Annotated in this window: 17 protein-coding genes and 1 pseudogene; 4 read left to right on the top strand and 14 right to left on the bottom strand. The window is 64.6% G+C overall.

Annotation, left to right across the window (positions count from 1 at the left end; translation table 11 throughout):
- Positions 1-351: 351 nt before the first annotated feature.
- The 5 genes and pseudogenes from ABZ193_RS12720 to ABZ193_RS12700 form a co-directional block, all read right to left on the bottom strand.
- Positions 352-2,432 (bottom strand): annotated as a pseudogene (locus ABZ193_RS12720) (cell division protein FtsK).
- On the bottom strand, positions 2,425-3,039 hold the full coding sequence (locus tag ABZ193_RS12715; protein ID WP_354709928.1) for a hypothetical protein: 615 nt from the start codon (positions 3,037-3,039) through the stop codon (positions 2,425-2,427). The pseudogene ABZ193_RS12720 and the gene ABZ193_RS12715 overlap by 8 nt, the downstream one beginning before the upstream one ends.
- Positions 3,036-3,368 (bottom strand): hypothetical protein, encoded by a 333-nt coding sequence (locus ABZ193_RS12710; RefSeq protein WP_237339028.1) that lies wholly within the window; start codon positions 3,366-3,368, stop codon positions 3,036-3,038. Before ABZ193_RS12710 ends, ABZ193_RS12715 begins: the two co-directional genes overlap by 4 nt.
- Complete coding sequence (locus tag ABZ193_RS12705) at positions 3,368-3,715, bottom strand: WhiB family transcriptional regulator (protein WP_354709927.1); 348 nt, start codon at positions 3,713-3,715, stop codon at positions 3,368-3,370. The genes ABZ193_RS12710 and ABZ193_RS12705 overlap by 1 nt, the downstream gene beginning before the upstream one ends.
- On the bottom strand, positions 3,712-3,915 hold the full coding sequence (locus ABZ193_RS12700; RefSeq protein WP_354709926.1) for a helix-turn-helix domain-containing protein: 204 nt from the start codon (positions 3,913-3,915) through the stop codon (positions 3,712-3,714). Before ABZ193_RS12700 ends, ABZ193_RS12705 begins: the two co-directional genes overlap by 4 nt.
- A gap of 164 nt (positions 3,916-4,079) precedes the next feature.
- Between ABZ193_RS12700 and ABZ193_RS12695 the strand changes: the two genes are divergently transcribed.
- The 3 genes from ABZ193_RS12695 to ABZ193_RS12685 all read left to right on the top strand — a co-directional run bounded on the left by ABZ193_RS12695 (position 4,080) and on the right by ABZ193_RS12685 (position 6,508).
- Positions 4,080-4,463, top strand: coding sequence for an XRE family transcriptional regulator (locus ABZ193_RS12695; RefSeq protein ID WP_354709925.1), 384 nt, complete (start codon positions 4,080-4,082; stop codon positions 4,461-4,463).
- A gap of 144 nt (positions 4,464-4,607) precedes the next feature.
- Positions 4,608-6,158, top strand: a complete 1,551-nt coding sequence (locus tag ABZ193_RS12690; RefSeq protein ID WP_354709924.1) for a transcriptional regulator — start codon at positions 4,608-4,610, stop codon at positions 6,156-6,158.
- The gene (locus ABZ193_RS12685; protein ID WP_354709923.1) at positions 6,158-6,508 is read left to right on the top strand and encodes a signal peptidase I; all 351 of its coding nucleotides are present in this window, start codon (positions 6,158-6,160) and stop codon (positions 6,506-6,508) included. The genes ABZ193_RS12690 and ABZ193_RS12685 overlap by 1 nt, the downstream gene beginning before the upstream one ends.
- On the opposite strand, the gene ABZ193_RS12680 is transcribed toward ABZ193_RS12685, so the two are convergent.
- Together ABZ193_RS12680 and ABZ193_RS12675 are read right to left on the bottom strand one after the other, a co-directional pair.
- Positions 6,497-7,969 (bottom strand): transcriptional regulator, encoded by a 1,473-nt coding sequence (locus tag ABZ193_RS12680; RefSeq protein WP_354709922.1) that lies wholly within the window; start codon positions 7,967-7,969, stop codon positions 6,497-6,499. The two genes, ABZ193_RS12685 and ABZ193_RS12680, sit on opposite strands and share 12 nt — an antisense overlap.
- Positions 7,970-8,284: 315 nt before the next feature.
- Positions 8,285-8,833, bottom strand: a complete 549-nt coding sequence (locus ABZ193_RS12675) for a winged helix-turn-helix domain-containing protein (RefSeq protein WP_308191202.1) — start codon at positions 8,831-8,833, stop codon at positions 8,285-8,287.
- A gap of 496 nt (positions 8,834-9,329) precedes the next feature.
- Between ABZ193_RS12675 and ABZ193_RS12670 the strand changes: the two genes are divergently transcribed.
- The gene (locus tag ABZ193_RS12670) at positions 9,330-12,986 is read left to right on the top strand and encodes a pentapeptide repeat-containing protein (RefSeq protein ID WP_237339034.1); all 3,657 of its coding nucleotides are present in this window, start codon (positions 9,330-9,332) and stop codon (positions 12,984-12,986) included.
- 341 nt (positions 12,987-13,327) lie between these two features.
- Here the strand turns inward: ABZ193_RS12670 and ABZ193_RS12665 are convergent, their stop codons facing one another.
- From ABZ193_RS12665 to ABZ193_RS12635, 7 genes are all read right to left on the bottom strand, one after another.
- Positions 13,328-14,209, bottom strand: a complete 882-nt coding sequence (locus tag ABZ193_RS12665; RefSeq protein ID WP_354709921.1) for a zinc ribbon domain-containing protein — start codon at positions 14,207-14,209, stop codon at positions 13,328-13,330.
- On the bottom strand, positions 14,179-14,556 hold the full coding sequence (locus ABZ193_RS12660) for a recombinase family protein (RefSeq protein ID WP_354709920.1): 378 nt from the start codon (positions 14,554-14,556) through the stop codon (positions 14,179-14,181). The genes ABZ193_RS12665 and ABZ193_RS12660 overlap by 31 nt, the downstream gene beginning before the upstream one ends.
- A gap of 90 nt (positions 14,557-14,646) precedes the next feature.
- Positions 14,647-15,084: an aldehyde dehydrogenase family protein gene (locus ABZ193_RS12655; RefSeq protein ID WP_354709937.1), complete on the bottom strand. Its 438-nt coding sequence runs from the start codon at positions 15,082-15,084 to the stop codon at positions 14,647-14,649.
- A gap of 55 nt (positions 15,085-15,139) precedes the next feature.
- Positions 15,140-15,250, bottom strand: a complete 111-nt coding sequence (locus tag ABZ193_RS12650; RefSeq protein WP_354709918.1) for an aldehyde dehydrogenase family protein — start codon at positions 15,248-15,250, stop codon at positions 15,140-15,142.
- A gap of 16 nt (positions 15,251-15,266) precedes the next feature.
- Positions 15,267-15,581, bottom strand: coding sequence for an aldehyde dehydrogenase family protein (locus tag ABZ193_RS12645; protein ID WP_354709936.1), 315 nt, complete (start codon positions 15,579-15,581; stop codon positions 15,267-15,269).
- Positions 15,582-15,716, bottom strand: a complete 135-nt coding sequence (locus tag ABZ193_RS12640; RefSeq protein WP_354709916.1) for a hypothetical protein — start codon at positions 15,714-15,716, stop codon at positions 15,582-15,584.
- A gap of 99 nt (positions 15,717-15,815) precedes the next feature.
- Complete coding sequence (locus ABZ193_RS12635; RefSeq protein ID WP_354709915.1) at positions 15,816-17,147, bottom strand: MFS transporter; 1,332 nt, start codon at positions 17,145-17,147, stop codon at positions 15,816-15,818.
- Positions 17,148-17,339: the final 192 nt, after the last annotated feature.

The following is a 17,339-nucleotide window of genomic DNA, read 5'->3' as shown; positions in this document are numbered from 1 at the left end:
CACGCTCCCGCCGAGCGGCTCGACGAACTTCCGCGCGTTGCTCAACTGCCAGCCGTGCGAGGTCTCCGGATCCTGGTTGTCCTCCGTCGAGCACCGGCCGTAGAAGGCCACCGGGCCGATGCCCTCATCCACCGGCTCACCGACGTCGACGCCCAGCAGGTCATCGAGCGTCGCCCACGGGTCGTGGTTGATTTCAGCAGTCATCGATCCCCCTCTCGCCGGGGCCATCCAGGGCCTCGACCTCAGTCAGCTCGATCAGTATGGCAAGCAGTATGGCGCTGGCTTTCCTGTTCAGGCTAGGGAGTTGGTCGGGGACGCGGACGATCACGTGGTCATCGGGCGCGCCCATCGTCAACTCGCGTCCGGTTCGGCGCCGCTCTTGATTTCATCAATCGCCGCTCGCAGATCCGCAGTGCGGTATCCACGGACTCGGCGCAGCTCACCGTCCTCCGAGGGCACGTAATGCCTGGTCGGCCTGCACCCCAGCTCGCCCATCTGGCGCCCGAAGCCGGTTGCTTCGACCTCCAGCGCCTCCACGAGCTCCGCGGTCGGCACGAACTCCCGTTCCTCTAGTTCCTCACCGAGGTACTCGACGACGGACGCGAGCGGTTCGGGCAGCTCGGATCGGCCAGTACCCGCGCCGAGCGCCATCACAACCGCAGTCGAGTCAATCGATCGGCGAGAATCATCCCCCGCCGCGTGCCCCGTCAGGGTGCCGGCCGCTTCCCGCAGTGCTCGACCACGGGCGCAGATGGCCTGCCAGTCCTGGTTGCCCATGTAGTACGTCCACACCGTCATCGCGAGCGACTCGCTGCCCGCGTCCATGTCTCCGTCCGGCCGGAGAATGCCCACCCCCTTGTGGCTCGGCAGGAGCGCCGACGCGTCGTACCCACGGGTGTTCATCTGCTCGCCCAGCACGATGTTCGAGTCCCGCCAGTCCATCACCCGCAGGGCGAACCGCGAGCCGAGCACCGACCGCAGCCGCGAGGGAATCGTCTGCGAATCCGGCCGCTGCGTCGCGAGCACGACGACGATCCCGGCCGCCGGCCCCTTCCGCGCGAGGTAGGCCAGCAGATCGGCGATGTGCTCGCCGATCGCGATCTTCTTCGCCCGACCTCGATCTTGGCGGGGTTCTCGAGGAACACCTGGACCTCGTCGATGATCACCGCGGTGATCGGCATGTCCAAGCCGGGATCACGCGAGATTCCAGGAGTGATCTTGGACTCCGGGCACACCTCATCGTCCAGGCCGGCCATCCGCTGGTATCGCGCCTGCACCTCGACGACCAGCTCCAGCAGGTGGTCCCGCGCAGCCTGGACATCCGGCAGGCCGTCCCCGCACACGAACCGGTGCGCCACCTGCTCAGCCGCCTTCCAGTCCTTACCGCCTTTCCCGTCGAACACGTAGAGCCGGGTGTGCGGGTCGAGGATCAGTCCCGCCGCAGCCAGCCGCGCAGCCATCGTCTTGCCCTGTCGCGGAATCGCCCCGACCAGGAGCGACGTCCAGACCAGCGGCAGGTCGATCCGACGCCGCCGCGCGTCCACACCGAACGGAATCGGCTGCCACGCATCCCACCACTCGGCCTCGACCAGCGGAGTCCTCCTCGGCGGACCGGAATACGGGTCCTCATCAGCAACCCAGAGGAACACCCGCCCGGCGTGGCCGCCCCGGCCGCGGACCCGCTCGACGATCAACTGGACCTCGTCGACAGCCAGCGCGGACGCGAGCGCATCCCGGTGCTTGATCACGTCCGCGGCTTTCCGCGTAGCCGGGAGGTCGACCGTGATCGCCCAGCCGTCGCCGACACGCCGCGCCCGCTCGACCGACCGGAGCGTCTCGTCCTTGCCGATCAGTTTCGCGTCCCGGAAGGCGTCGACCAGCACCTGCGGATCCATCGTCCACGCCAACGCCCGCGGCCCGGGCAGGACGGTTTTGCGCCCCGGCGCTCCCTCCTTCCGACGCCCGGCTACCGCCAGCACCACAGCTGCCACCGCGGCCGCGCCCCACAAGGCCACCGAACCGTAGAGCAGGTAGGCGACGAGCAACCCCGAGCCGACAGCGGCCACCACCGCTCCACTCACCTTCCACCGGAAGAGCGTGAGCGCCCGGATCTCCACGAACTTGTCCGCCAGCTTCTCGGACTGCTCAGCCGCCTCCCGGTAGTCGTGGACACGAACCCACTTCCGCCACACCCGGAACATCAACACAGCACCCCGACCAACCGCGGAAGCGAACCGGAAGGGCAGCCGGATCAGCAGCGCGATCACGGCACGGACCGCGCGCTTGAACTCCTGCCGAGACGTCAGCCAAGCCGGGCGACGCAAGCGGGAGCCAGCACCAACGTTGACCGGTGATTCCTCATCAACCAACTCCGCGTCGAACACCGGCGCGGCCCGCTCGACCTCGTGCCCGGCGTTGTGCGCCTCAGCCATGCGCGCCCTCCGCCCGCAACTCGGACGCAAGGCGAGAGGACAGGCCGCGCGAACACCCGGTCACCTCACGGACCCAAGCGGGTGTCACCACCGTCTCCGGCGTCCTGGCAGCCCGCGCCATCGCGAGGTACTCCGCGGACGACGTCCGCACTCCGCGCGGGCGAGCCGCCTCCTCAGCAACCGAAGACTCCGAAGACATCGCGGCCCCCAGCTTGTCCCGCAGATCCGTGACGGCCTCGGCCGCCACGAACACCACCAACGGAGGCACCGAGTGCAGCACGACCTGCGCCGGCGACCGGTTCACGAACGCCTCCCAGGTGTTCATGACGTAGGTCGCGCCGAGCGTGAACCACTTGGCTCCCCGTGCCCAGCCACCGGTCCTGATGCCGTATCGGGCCGTCACCTGCTCCGCGCGCAGCACGGCCAGCAACACCAGGGAGACCATCGGGTCGAGCAACCACGCACCGCACCACCGAAGCGACCATGCGGGCGCGCCGGCCGCCGCGAACTGCTGAACGTTGGTCATCGTGAACGCCAGCCCCAGCAGGATTCCGGTCCAGCACAACCGGTCGACCTGCTGGGCGACTCGCTCGAGCGGCTCCGTCACCGGCGACCTCCCCGCCGCCGCGGAGTGTCCTCCATCGTGACCGTGAGCGCGCGAGTGATCGTGTACGACGCGAACAGGGCGGGCACGCCGAGCACCACGAGCAGGAGCCCGATCCCGCGTCCGTAGGTAATCGCCACCCACTGCACCGCGACGATCAGGGCCGCGTTGAACAGAACCCGGCCGGCCAACGACGCGAACCGTGCGCCAGTCCGGGCCGCGTCCGCCGCCGCGCGCGCTCGCCGCGCCCCCGACCGCCACACGAACAGCAGCACGCAGAGAACTCCCACGCCGGCCAAGATCTGAACAGGCGTCAGGCTGACGTTCCCCATCAAGCCTCGCCTCCCTGCCGGCCGGCGCGGTCACCACGCTGCAGCCAGAACCGGTGCAATTCCCGGCGGTCGTCCTCGCACATCCCGCCCCAGATGCCCAGCGTTTGCTCTCCGCCGGAGCGCAGCTCGAGCTCCAAGCACTCGTCGAGTACCGGGCACCCGGCGCAGAACGCCGACGCCAGTTCCCGGTCAGGCAGCTCCATTCCAGACGGTTCCGGCGGTTCGGCCTCCCCGGAGCGCCAGAAGCAGAGCCCGTCACGCCTCACGATGCGGTCGAGCGTGGGCGTGGGGACCCAACGGAGTCGGTCCAGCTGCCACGCCAACTCGATCAGGAGAAGATCAGTCATCCGGCTCCTCCGACCGTCGGGCGGCCGAGGAGCTTGATCAACGCCGGGGCGGGGATCACGAGGCGACCATTGCGCCTCTCCGCGCGCAGCGTGCCGAGCCGGATCGCGCGGTGAATACGCGGTTCGCCGACTCCCAGCATCGAAGCGGTCTGAGAAATCGTGTAGTACGCCGGGCGGCCGGCGCGAGTAGCGATACGCATTGAGAAGTCCTTCGAGTCGTTGATTTCAGCAATACACAGATGATTTCAATAGCAAGTGGGCGCACTTTTCCCGCGCGCCGCCGAACAAGCGCCGCGTTACGCCGCGGTATGGAGCAAAACCGCTAACCTCGTCGCCGAGGCGGAGCGCGGAGGAAGAGGAATCGGTGTCGGAGGACTGGGCGGCAGTCGCCAAGGCCATCAACGACCGGGTCAACGAACTCGGGTGGCTTCAGCGCGAGCTCGCCAAACGCTCGAACGTGTCGCAAGCGGTCGTGCGGGAGATCCAGCACCACGTCGTGGAGCGACGCAGGAGCCCGCGAACCTTGGAGTCCCTCTCGGTCGCCCTTGGCTGGCACCCCCAGCACCTGGACGCAGTGCTGCACGGACGCCAGCCGCCCGAACTCCATGAGCCGGTCACGGATCGCGGCGACACGCTGTGGACGCGCCTGGAGCAACTCGAACGTCAGATGAGCGAGATCGTCGACCGTCTCGACGCCTTGCAGACCGACGTCGCGACCGTGCTCAAGCACGTCCGCCCGAAGCGGTAGCCCGATGGTTTTCCGTTTCCGGAAGCCGTTGTTTTCCATGCCTGTAATTGCACTGGAAATCGACCTCGCACCCCATGCACATCCAGTGCCGCCCGAGTGCACAACCAGTGCAGGTTCACTGCACAAGACGAGTTCGGGAGCACGATGAGCCTGCTCGACGGCTGGACCGGCGCCAGGGCGTGCGCGCTTCAATCAGCGCTGCGACTCAGCAACGAGGCATTCGCCGAACACCTCGGGATTGGTGTTCGCACCGTTGCTTCCTGGCACCAAAAGCCGACGCTGCGTCCGAAATCGGAAATGCAGCAGCTCCTCGATACTGCGCTGGAGCAAGCGTCGCAGCCCGCGCAGGAGCGTTTCGCGGCCTTGACCAACTCCGGATCTTCACGGCCGACATCCGAGGCTGAGCAGCGCTTGGGCGCCGATCCGCACATCGGTGCCGCGCTCGACTGGCTGGACCGCCACGCCCGGCGAGCGCCGGGCACGAGTCGCCGCGATGTAGCTGACCGGCTCGCCCGGGTGGACGTCCACGAACTCGAAGACCGCGGGAACCGCCGGGGCAGGGTGCGTCAACGGGACGTCGCTCGCGCCCTTGCCAACTACTACCGCGATCTCCCGCAGGGCTACGGCTGCTACTCCGCACGTCACGACGGGGGCGATTCGGCGACGACCATCCTGACGTCCCCGGCCTGGCTGGACCTGGACTGCGCCCTCACCCCGCATAATGATCAGGTTCAGCTCGCCGACACCGGCGCCCAGGATGAGAGTCTCGACGAGGAAGCCGCCGGCCACGCCGCACAACGACTCGCCGAGACGCTCGCGCTCGGCGTCCGCCTCGTGGACATGCCGCTCTACCGGCTCATCTCGGCCGACGTCCGGAAAGGCACCCTCGGGGGCTCAGCCGCCATCACCGAGTTCGTCCGCTACGCGCTGACGATGGACCTGCTCGAAGGCGAACTCATCGACACGCTCGCCGCGGGCGCGGAGGTCACCCCGGACACCTCTCCCCTCCGGCACCGCTACCTGCCTGACGCCGGGTCCGTTCTCGACCTCTCCAGCCGGCTCTGTGCGGGCGGAACTCTCGCGCTCACCGCCGTCGCACGCCCAGCCGACCCGTTCCGCGGTCCGGCTGACTACCTGCTGCTCGTGCAGGAGCGCTCCGGCCGAGTCGTCAACGCCGCCCGTCAGCTGGCCGTGATCCCCAAGGGCTTCCACCAGCCGATGACGGACTACCGGGCGGACACCCGAATCGGCGCGACGCTGCGGCGCGAGATGGAAGAGGAACTCTTCGGCCGCGACGACATCGACAACACGCTCGGCCAGCAACGCGCCGCCGACCCGATGCACCCGAGCCGCTTGTCAGAGCCGATGCGCTGGCTGACGGAGGCGCCGGACCGGCTCCGGATGGAGTGCACCGGCTTCGGCCTCAACCTGATCAGCGGAAACTTCGAGTTCGCCGGCCTGATCGTGATCGAGGACGAGGAGTTCTGGAGGCGCTTCGGCGGGCAGGTCGAAGCCAACTGGGAGTCCTCCGCGCTGCGGCAGTACTCGAGCCTCGACCGTCGGCTGCTGACCGAGCTGATCAGCGATGTAGCGTGGAGCAACGAAGGGCTGTTCGCCCTGCTCCAGGGGCTGCGTCGGCTCGCGCAGATCGGCGGGGAGCGGGTGAACCTGCCGGAGATCGAGTGGGAGGTCTAGTGGGCAGCAACTGGTACCGCGGCAACGCCAATGACGACGGCGACGCCAACCGCGGCTGGCTGCTCGGCCACTTCATCGAACCCGCTGACGACGTCCGCTCGAGCAAGGACGTCGAGGTCAAATGGGGTGTCCACCCCGCCGGTGACAAGCGCGCCGAGTGGACCAAGGACGACCAGCGGACCACGCTGCTCCTGTTGGTGCAGGGCACGTTCCGGATCGACCTCACCGAGGGCAGCACGATCATTCAGCGTCAGGGCGACTACGTCGTCTGGGGTCCGGGCATCGATCACTCCTGGGAAGCCCTTACTGACGCCGTCGTGGTTACCGTCCGCTGGCCCTCAGCCACGTAGGACCTCGACCGCGGGCAGGTCGACGCGCCTTCCGCCGATCTCGCGCAACCGCCGCACGCCCTGCAGGAACGCGAACAGACCCTCGTTGCACCATGACTCGTCGCTGATCAGCTGCGTGACCAGCTCTTTATCGAGGCTCGAGTAGATCCGCATACCGCCGGTCTCCCAATTCGCCTCGACCTGACCGCCGTAGCGAGCCCAGAACTCATCGTCCTCGATCACGATCAGGCTGGCGAACTCGTAGTTGCCGCTCACGAGGTTGAACCCGAAGCCTGTGCATTCCATCCGCAATCGATCGGGTCCGTCGGTCAGCCAGCGCATCGGCTCAGACAACCGCGACGGGTGCATTGGTGCCGCGGCTCGGTGCGGGCCGGCGGTGCCGTCGACGTCGCCCCGCCCGAACAGCTCCTCCTCCATCTCGCGAAGCAACGTCGCACCGATCGACGTCTCACCGCTGGCGTCGACCAACGGCTGGTGGAAGCCCTTCGGAATGACCGAGAGCCGGCGCGCGGCGTTCACAACTTGGTCGGATCGTTCCTGAACCAACAGGGCGTAGTCGGCCGGACCACGGTACGGGTCAGCCGGCCGCGCGATGGCACAGAGGGCGAGCACACCTCCCGCGCACAAGCGCCCATTGAGTTCATGTACGGCCTCAAGGTCCGGCAGGTGCCGGTCCCGCATCGGCAGCGAGTCCCGCTGGGTAGGTCCGTTGGCCGTCAGGTGGTCGACGAGCTCGGCTTCGAGCAAGTCGGCCGACAGTGCATAGTTCAGGAACGACGTCAGGCCGACCACACCTGACACCGAGCCGCGGTTCACCTCGACGTCAAGCAGCCGGTACAGCGGGGCTTCCACGAGCCGCACGTGAAGGGCATTGGCCTCGGCCAGCCGCTCAGCGGCAGCCTCAGTGTCTGACGGCTCCGGCTCGCCCGCATCGTGTGCGAGCTCAAGGTGAACGCCCGCCGGCGGGCACGAGAGATCGAGCCAATCCGCTCGCGTGCAGACGCTGGTCCTGACAACACTCCCAGCACTCCGAACCTGATAAAGCTGGTCATCGGCCCGGTAGTACTCGGCGAGCGCATCCGCAACACGCGAACGCCCCACGCGGCTTCGGCGCATCTGCCGATCCGTCAAGTCGGTCTTGCTCATGCTGAGGCCCCGATCGATCACCAACCGCTTGGCCTCGTCGGTGTCCCCTCGCTCTCGGTCACCCGTATGCGGTTGTTCGCCGGGCCTACCGAGCAACTCGTCCGCGCTGATTTCGAAAATCCGCTCCAGCAGCCGCGCGGTCGCCGGCCGCAGCGGACCGAGCGGCCGGCCGTTCGGCCCCTTTCCCGCCATCAACCGCTTCAAGTGACGAACGCTGAGCGTCCCCGGCTCGCCCCGCTCCCGCGCGAACGTCTCGGCATACTCGGCGAACTCCTCGAGGGTCATCCGCCGTTCACGGATCTTCTGCTCAAGCACAGTCCGATAGCGTGACACGCGGAGCTGACGCAGAGCCGATTCAACCATGATTTCAGTCTGACACGCCCGCGCCAACCTGGCGACGATCATCGACCTGAGCCCGCTGCGCCATCCGCCGAATACGCGCGATCCGAAGCAGACAGCCCTCACACGGAGCACCCGCGATACCAGTCAGCAGCTCGAGCTCACCCGGCCCGAACTCCGCACCACAGAACGCAGCGAGCACCTCCGGCCGCCCGGCCGGCGGGACCCAGACCAGGTGAGCGACGCACTGAGATTCCGCAACCGTGCCACGCACCGGCCGCGCGAGAACGATCACGAGCCCTCACCGGCCCACGCACCACTGATCACCTCGCGAAGCGCAGCCGCCGCTTCGCTCGACAATCTCACCCTCGGACCGCTGACACCGACCTGGATCACGGGTTCCGCCCGCCCAACCAGGATCGGTACAGGACTGCCACCACCCGCCATCCCCTCCAGGACGAGGTACCCCTCGCCACCATCACCGGCTGCCCGCTCTCGCCGAACGATGAAGGTCCCCTTGGCCCGCACCGTCCGCGCGAGGCCACGCTCGCGCAGAATCTCGGTCGCATGACGCGCCGTCCCGAGGGACACGCCGTACTCGCGAGCAAGCCGAACCTCCGAGGGCAGCCGCGCCCCGTCCGCCAACTCGCCGGCCGCGACACGGGCAGCCAAGTGATCAGCCATCGCCTCGTACAGGTATGGCGCATCACCAGCGCCTGGCTCGAACGCCCCAACCGTCACGCGAGCAGTTCCCACCCGGGCATCTCCGCTGACTCGTTCACCCGAACCTTCGGCCACGCGCCGCGAACCCGACGCCTGCTCATCCTCAGCCAACCGCATACCGGAGAGCCTTGCCGCGGCCCACCGCAAGCACGAGGCCCCGAGCGGGCCACGGCCGGGACACGTTGCAGCTGCGTTCAGTAGCCCCATTGAAGCCGTCACTGGGACAAGCAGGACGGGATCTCCGGGCTGTCCCCCCATGGAGCGCAAGTACGGTTATCCCAGGTCACAGCTCTCCAATGGCCCTCCGGCTCGGGATCAAGCACAGGACAGGCGAGCACCTGGCATTTCACAACGATGTGCCGGGCACAGCCCGTGTCGGGCGGCAGATACCGGGAGGTTTACGCGACCGATACGCCCTCACGGCCATCAGGACGCATGCGACAGAACCTCCACGCCTCGCGACCAAGTTGATGCCCTGCGTCGTTAAGTACGTAACTCAGTCACCCGCAACCGGCGTACGCGAAATCGATACCTTCTCGCCCGGGGAGTGTAACGACTGCGCCACCTACGAGCGACTAACTCAACACAGCGAGTCACGGGAAGAAGGTGCGGCGTGGTCGAACTAGGGACGGTCGTCAAGGTTCTGGCCAGCGTAGGCGCAAAACCAGCACTGGAACGCGCGAAACGCCAAGAGAAGGTTGTAGCAACCCTCCGACGTTTCGGACTAGGACCAAAGACTCCGCCACCAGACTTCGACGGCGTGTACATCTACACCTTAATAGAGTATTGCTACGCGCAACCAGAGCCGGTCATACGTTTTTTCCAGAACGAATATATCCGTCAAGCATTTCGTAGATCATTCGAAACCGGCGATCCAAGCTATCTTGACCGCGAAGCTGAAGGAATTATCGAGTGGAACAATGAGACCGGCGAACTGGGCCGCATGGATTACGACTTCCGTCGCGAGTTCGCGGGCTTTACAGCGGTCTTCAACACCCTCGTAGACCGGTGTCGGACAGCCGCAGAAGCTCGCAGTGAGCGGAAGTTGGATGATCTACAACATCAGTTGCGCGATCTACGCGATCAGTTACACAAGCTACCCTCACTGAATGAAGTTCGTGAGCTCATTATTACCCCACAAGAACGTAAACCCTCTGTCGTGATCGAGAACCTGGCCAACAGTCTCCACGGCTGGTTTGAAGCGATCGGTTACAACATCGAGACCGATGACTTGCCCAGCGACGGAGACGAGTTCAACTGGATCATCAATGTACCCACACGCCGACGATACGACCGAGTCGTCATCCTCGGCACCTCCGGGGAGGCTCGAGTTTCAGATGTTGAACGCTTAGTCACCTTAGTTGAACAGAAACGAGCACATGAGGGATGGCTAGTTGTACCTCGGCGAATCAGCGAAGCGGCACAACTAGCTGCAAGCAAAACCGACGGCCTGATAACCTGCTACACATTGGACACCCTTATCGACGAAGGCGCGGACTTCGAACCCTACTTATCCTGGCTAGATCAAGAGGTAAAGAGAAGGGGGATTGACGTCAAATATGTGCCGTTGTATTGTCGCAAAGAAGAATTCGATTCAAGCAACAAACACAGCAAAGCTGTCAGCGTTTACGGCAAAGATCGGGGCGGGTTGGCTGGTTACGTACGCAATTGGCTTGCCGACCCGTCGAAAGAACATCTATCAATACTCGGAGAGTTCGGAACCGGAAAGAGTTGGTTCTGTCTCCGGCTGGCCTGGGAGATCGCGCAACAGTATCGTGAAGCGCGCGCTCTTGGGCTGCCTCGTCCACGCCTACCCCTCCTGGTCCCACTGCGGGACTACGCAAAAGCGGTAAACGTAGAATCGCTGTTCTCGGAATTCTTTTTCCGGAAGCATGAGGTTGACCTTCGAGGATATTCCGCGTTTCAGTATTTAAATCGCACTGGGCGACTACTACTTATTTTCGACGGTTTTGACGAGATGGCCGCGAGGGTTGATCGACAAGCCATGGTCAACAATTTTTGGGAGCTAGCACGCGTTGTGGAACCTGACGCAAAGGTTCTACTGACGTGTCGCACTGAGCATTTTCCCGAAGACAAGGAAAGCCGTGATCTTCTGAGCGCTCGACTCAAAGCATCAACGCAATCTCTGACCGGAGAGCCGCCACAGTTTGAGGTAGTTGACTTGATTCCGTTCGATAAAGAGCAGGTAAGAGAGGTGCTCTCCCACCTTGCGGATAAAAAAACTGTCGACGTCGTGATGAGCAACTCGGAACTACTCGATCTCATGCGCCGACCAGTAATGTCCGAAATTGTCTTGGACGCCTTGCCGGAAATATCTGAAGGGAGCGCCATCGATCTCGCACGCGTCTATCTTTACGCCGTGCGGCGCAAAATGTCACGGGACATTCAAGCCGAGCGAACGTTCACCGCGATGGCTGACAAACTCTTCTTCCTGTGCGAACTTGCGTGGGAAATGCTCGTCACGAACACGATGAGCATGAACTACAGAGCATTTCCGGACCGAATTCGGACTTGCTTCGGCAAAGTAGTGCAAGAGCAAAAAGATCTAGATCACTGGCATTACGACATGCTCGGCCAGTCGATGTTGATCCGGAACGCTGAAGGCGACTACACGCCGGCTCACAGATCCCTTTTGGAGTTCTTTGCCGCCTACAAGCTTGCAGCGGAACTAGGAATCTTGCATCCCGACTTCCTGGAGATGGCTACCGAGGCCGACAACAATGTAGCGACGGAGATTACTGCAAGCTGGTCAAGCTATTTCAACAAAGAACCGTCGACGCGCCGCTTCGAGAAGATCGTGAAGTTTGAAAGCGAGGATATACGGCGCCTCTCAACAACGTTTGGAATTCGGAAACTTGATTCCGCCGTACGAGACTTGATGGTCCCAATGATTCACGCAGATTTAGCGGCGAAACGGTTGCTCGACCTAATTCTCGACACCCGACACGAGGAGGCAGAGAGCACCGGATATACAGGCGGAAACGCCGCTACCGTGTTGGCAAGGATCGATCGCACGGCCCTGAGAGGACAGGACTTACATGGAGTCGACCTCCGGGGCGCGGAGTTGGACCTCCGCAAGAACCAGCAATGCGACCTCACGAACGCCAACCTTCGTCACGCAGATCTACGCGAGACCGACCTTGAGAATGTTATCTTCATCGGCGCCGACCTAACGGGTTCGAATCTTGAACGTTGTTGGTATATCGGCCGAGAGAATGCATCACCGCTGTCGCTCGCAGTCGAGTATAAGAACGGCGGAAGATTTTACGTCGGCCTGAGTACCGGCGGGGTTCTACGCTGGGAAAACGGCGATTTATCAGGCGCCGTCGAGAAAGTTCTAACTTACGACGCAAGCATATTTGAAATGGAGTTAATCAAAGGCGTCTCGCGACTGGCGGCATTCGCGGACAACGGCCTCTTAATCGTCAATATCGAGTCGCGGACGATCGATTGTCAATTTGAGGACGCTACAGGTTACGCACCACTATACCTACAGAACTACGACGGGTTTGTAATCCAGCGCCCTCAAGTGGCGGATCCCGATCAGGCAAACACGACCTTGTACGACAGAAGTACACTCGAAGAGGTTACCAAATTTGATGCTCCCGCAATCGCGGCTCTCGGCTACTACGTAGAGGAGCTCGACAGGACGATTTTTGATGATGACGAGGGAAACTTACTGACCGCCGAATGCAAAGACGGAAATATTGAGTTTGCCGTACGCGGCAAGATCGACTTTGAGAGCGCATTCGGATCGACGAACTTAGATGTCATCCTTGCCGGCTCACTTATATTGGGAGCGCAGGTTGAACGAGACAAATTGACTGTCGCGGCTTTCGAATTGGACGGTACACTGTATCGAAAATTCGAGTTAAATGCACTGGCACCGGAGACAGAGTTCCATTTCGGATTCATCGGACGCCGTTGGGGAATTCGAGCCGACAACGCGCTGATCCTCAGCGCGGGGGATAGCCTGAGGGCTTTTGCAGCAGATAGTGGCTCCTCGATATGGTGCGACAGTGACGCTATCGAGGTTCAGGATATGGTGCTCTTGCCGGATAAAAGTCGCTTCATGTCCGTCAGTAGATATGGCGAGGTCGCCATCAGATCAGTCCTTACCGGCGAAGTGATAAGCAGAACTTCGACCGCAGCCGGATTCGCGGGCGCCAGATTTAGTCGGAACAGCGGCTTAAGTGATCCAGTGCTACGTGCGATTGAACTGGGCGGTGCGGTCATTGTGGACAATTGACAGTGAACGAAATTCAGGCTGACTGGCAGAGCCGCACGCAGCGCACTGCGTATGGTTCAGGATTGGGAAGGTAGGCGACCCGGACCGCATACGGCCACCGCTCGCCCGAAGCTGGCGGCCCTGCAGGTTACGCCGCGTGGCAATCTGCCCGCCCAGATCCTGCGGCTGCTGAACGCCGAGGAGATTGGAGGCGTTTCCGGCCTCGGCATGAGCGCAAGCGCATCAGCGGCGGACTGTCAGCTGGTTGCCGTCGACGATCACCCTCGGCGAGCATCGCCGCAGTCGCAGCCGCTGCGACATCCGGCGGACCAACTGTCATTTGGAAAGGTAAAGGCGTGTGGTTAGTGTGCAACTCCGCCCTCGGACACAACCACTGCGCACACGGATGGTTGGGGCTGGGTTTCAGCCACCACCATCCGTGTTGTTTCGTTGTAGGTCAATTTCAGGCCGAGCTGTCGGTAGACCTCCAGCTTGTCGCCCGGGTCCGCGTCGCGCAGCACCTGGAGCAGCCCGCCCATCGCGTCGACCAGCTGACGGATCTCGGCGGCGGTCATTCTCCGGTCCGCCCCCATCCGGGCATCCGAGGCGGCCAGCTGCGCCTCCAGCACCGCCTTCTCCCGCTGCACCTGCCTCGTCCACTTCGCAACCAGTGCAGGATCCGTGCCGGCTTCCAGCGCGGCCTGGTGCCGGGCGAGTTTCCGGTCGCACTCCGCCAGCGCCCGGCGCGTCTCCGCGCTACCGGGAGCATGATCCGGCTGCGACTCCTCCATCGCGCTCAGCGACCGTTCGATCTTGCCGGGCGCGAACACCTGGGCCAGCCAGGTGTCGAGCGGCTCCAGCAGCACATCCTCGCGCAGGTGCACCGTCAGGGGATGGTCGAGCCGGTTGGCCAGGGCGTACTCGTTCGGGTAGCGGCAGCGGTAATGAGCCCGCTCGCGGATCCAGTTGCCCTGCATGCGCCGGCCACAGCTCTCGTGGAACAGCAGGCCCTTGAGCGCATAAGGGTGCTTCTTCCGCTCGGTCACCCGGCCCGTCGACCGCGGCCCACGTGACGCCAGACGGGCCCGCACCTGCTCGAAGGTCTCCCGGCTGATCAGCTCCGCATGGACCTGCTGGTCGGAGAAGACCCACTGGTCCCGCGGATTCCACGCCAGCCTGGTCCGATGCCCAAGCCCGACATCCTCGACATCGATCAGCGACTCCGCTTGCGCTGCTTGTTCCACACCTCGTGACCGGTGTAGCGCGGATTCGTCAGGATGGTCCGGACCGCGCTCTTCGACCACGCCACCCCCGACCTGTGCTGATTGCGGCCCCGATCGTACGCCGACGGACACGGAATTCCGTCAGCGGTGAGTCGTTGCGCGATCGCGAAGACACCGATCCGCGACAAGTACTCGTGAAAGATCCGCTGCACGACCGGCGCCGTCTTCGGATCCGGCTCGAGCCGATGCAGCCGCTTGCCATCGCCCGCCTTCGCCGGGTTCGGATGCGGACCGGCATCAGCCAGCTGATAGCCGTAAGGAGGGCGGCCACCCAGGTAACGGCCCTCCACCTGGGCCTGTGCCGCCATCGCCGACCGCACCCGGACCTTGATCCTGGTCCGCTCCCCCGACCTCCGGCACCCACAACCCCACCCCGTAATGCGCAAAAACCGGAAACGTCAACCCGTACTGATTGCCGTAGAACGCCCGCTGCGGCTCCCCGACCACCACCGCCTCGAAACCGCGATCCCGCCTCTTGAGCACCTCAAGCAATCGAGCAGCCTCCGGCCGCCGCTTCCACGGGATCGAACGGGACTGCCCCACATCGAAGAACTCCACGACGATCTCCCCGTGTCGCTCGACCAAGGCCCGCGCCCGCGCCAATTGCCAGTTCCGCCGATCTGCGTGGCCGGGTCCCGGGGATCGCCCACCCGCAGCGCACGGGCCTGCTCCACGAAGCGGTCGACGAACTCGTCGTGCACCGATGCGTCGACGATGACCCGGTTGGTGGCCATGCAGATCTGACCCTGGTGGTAGTAGCTGCCGAACACCGCGCATTCCACGGCGTGCTCGAGATCGGCGTCGTCGAGGATCACCAGTGGGCCGTTGCCGCCCAGCTCCAGAGACAGCCGCTTGATCCCGGCCTTCGCGATGATCCCCCGCCCCGGCCGGCTACCCGGCCTCTTCGAAGATCTTGGCCAGAAACAGCCCTCCCGTCACCGCGGTGTCTTCGGCCGGCTTGATCACGACGGCGTTGCCCAGTGCCAGCGCGGGCGCCACCACGGGCTGATCACGGTGACTACCCCGGCGGGCCGGCGGTGGACGCGGTTCTCCTTGTCCGCACGTCGGAATCGGTGGTGACGGCCACCTCCTCGGAGTGCCGCACCGCGGCGGCCGTGACCACCTGGACGATGCCGACCTCGACAGCCGCCCGGGCCGGGGTCGCGCCGGCCTCCCGGACCAGCCAGTCGACGATCTCCGCCTGCCGCTCACCGATGATCCGCGTGGCCCGCTCGGAGACCGCCGCCCGCTCCCCCGGCGGCGTCGCGGACCACTCGCGCTGCGCCTCCCGCGCCGCGCGGTAGGCGAAGTCGACGTCGCCGTGGTCAGCCAGCTAGATCTCGGTGAGCACGTCGCCGATGTAGGGATCCGAGTCGATGAGCGGACCGCCGCTTCCGGCACGCCACTCCCCGCCGAGGAACATGCGGTCGAATCCCTGGTACACGGCGGGAGGGGTCGTCTCGGACATCGGGGCTCCTCATCGGCGGGCTTGACTCGTTACGAGGACAGGCAACACGAAGCGGCGAGGCGGCCGCATCGCACGAACACCTGAGATTGGCTGAGACGGTCAGTGCCGGGATTCGGCGGTGCGCAGCAGCGCCGTGCTCGCGGCGCTGATGACGCAACCCAGTGCCATGTAGATCGCGATCGCCGTGGAAGTCCCGAAGCCGGACAGCAAGGCCGTGGCGATGAAGGGGGCGAACGCGCCGCCGACCATCGATCCGAGCTGGATTCCCAGCGACAGCGAGGAATAGCGGACGCTCGTCGAGAAGGCCTCCGAGAACAGGGCACCCTGCGGGCCGTACATGAGGCTGTGCAGGATGCCGAGCCCGACGACCAGCGCGAGCGTGATGAGCACGAAGGACCCGGTGTCCACCAGGGGCCAGAACACGAACGACCACAGCCCGAGCAGCAGAGCCCCGGCCGCGAAGACGGCGCGCCGGCCGAAGCGGTCCGACAGCAATCCGGCCGCCGGCAGCGCGAAGAGCTCGACAGCCGAGGCGATCAGCACCGCGGTGAGCACGGTGCTCGACGGTAGCCCCAGGATCGCCTTGTTGGTGGCGTAGGCGACCACGAAGGTGATGAACACGTAGTAGGTGAGGTTGATGGCGAGGTAGCACCCGGCCGCCACCAGAATCTGCCGGGGGTGACGGCGGATCGCCTCCAGCACCGGCGAACGCCCGGCGGGACGGTCCTCAGTGGAAGAGAACTCGGCAGTCTCCCCGACGCGGAGCTGGATCACCACGGCGAAGGCGACGAGCACGACGCTCGCCAGGAACGGCAGCCGCCATCCCCAGGTCAGGAAGGCATCGCCGGCGAAGAGGGCGGTGACCAGGAGGAACGCGCCGTTGGCGAGCAGCACCCCACCCGGAGCGCCGGCCGAGGCGAAGCTGCCGTAGAAGCCGCGCCGGCGTTGCGGCACGTTCTCCGTGGCGAGCAGGATGACCCCGCCTTGCTGCCCGCCAACCGTGATGCCCTGGATGAAACGCAGCAGTACCAGCAGGACCGGAGCGATGAACCCGACAGAACCGTAGGTCGGCAGCACGCCGATCGCCGTTGTCGTCACTCCCATGGTCACCAGGGCCGTGACGAGGGCCTTCTTGCGGCCCACCTTGTCGCCGATGTGGCCGAAGAGAGCACCACCGAACGGGCGTGCGACGAAGGCGACTCCGAAAGTCGCGAAGGACAGCAGGGTGCTCGTCAGCGGGTCCTGAACGGGAAAGAACAGCTTGGGAAAGACCAGCGCCGCGGCCATACCGTAGATGAAGAAGTCGTACCACTCGATGCTCGCGCCGATCCACGACGCGAAGGCGACGGTGGCGACGCGCCTGCGGTCCGGCCGTGGCCGGTTCTCCGTTCCGGGCGAGGTTCGGGGCTTGGCGGATGACAACTCTGACATCGCTGGAGACCTCCGGATTCAGGTGATCGGTGAGGGGGCGGCAGGACCGCGGCGCAGTCAACGGTCGCCGGGCGGGTTCGCGCCAACTATGCACGCCTACACGTTGTTTACGCAATAGGCGATGATTATACTTAATTACGTAACTCGGTAGCGCTGCGATACTGCGACCATCAACACGAGGAGGTCTTCGAC

It is taken from the genome of Amycolatopsis sp. NPDC006125 (assembly GCF_040614195.1).
Classification (GTDB): Bacteria; Actinomycetota; Actinomycetes; order Mycobacteriales; family Pseudonocardiaceae; genus Amycolatopsis_E; species Amycolatopsis_E tucumanensis.
The sequence above is the reverse complement of the archived record's forward strand: the minus strand, read 5'-3'. Positions and strand labels throughout refer to the sequence as shown.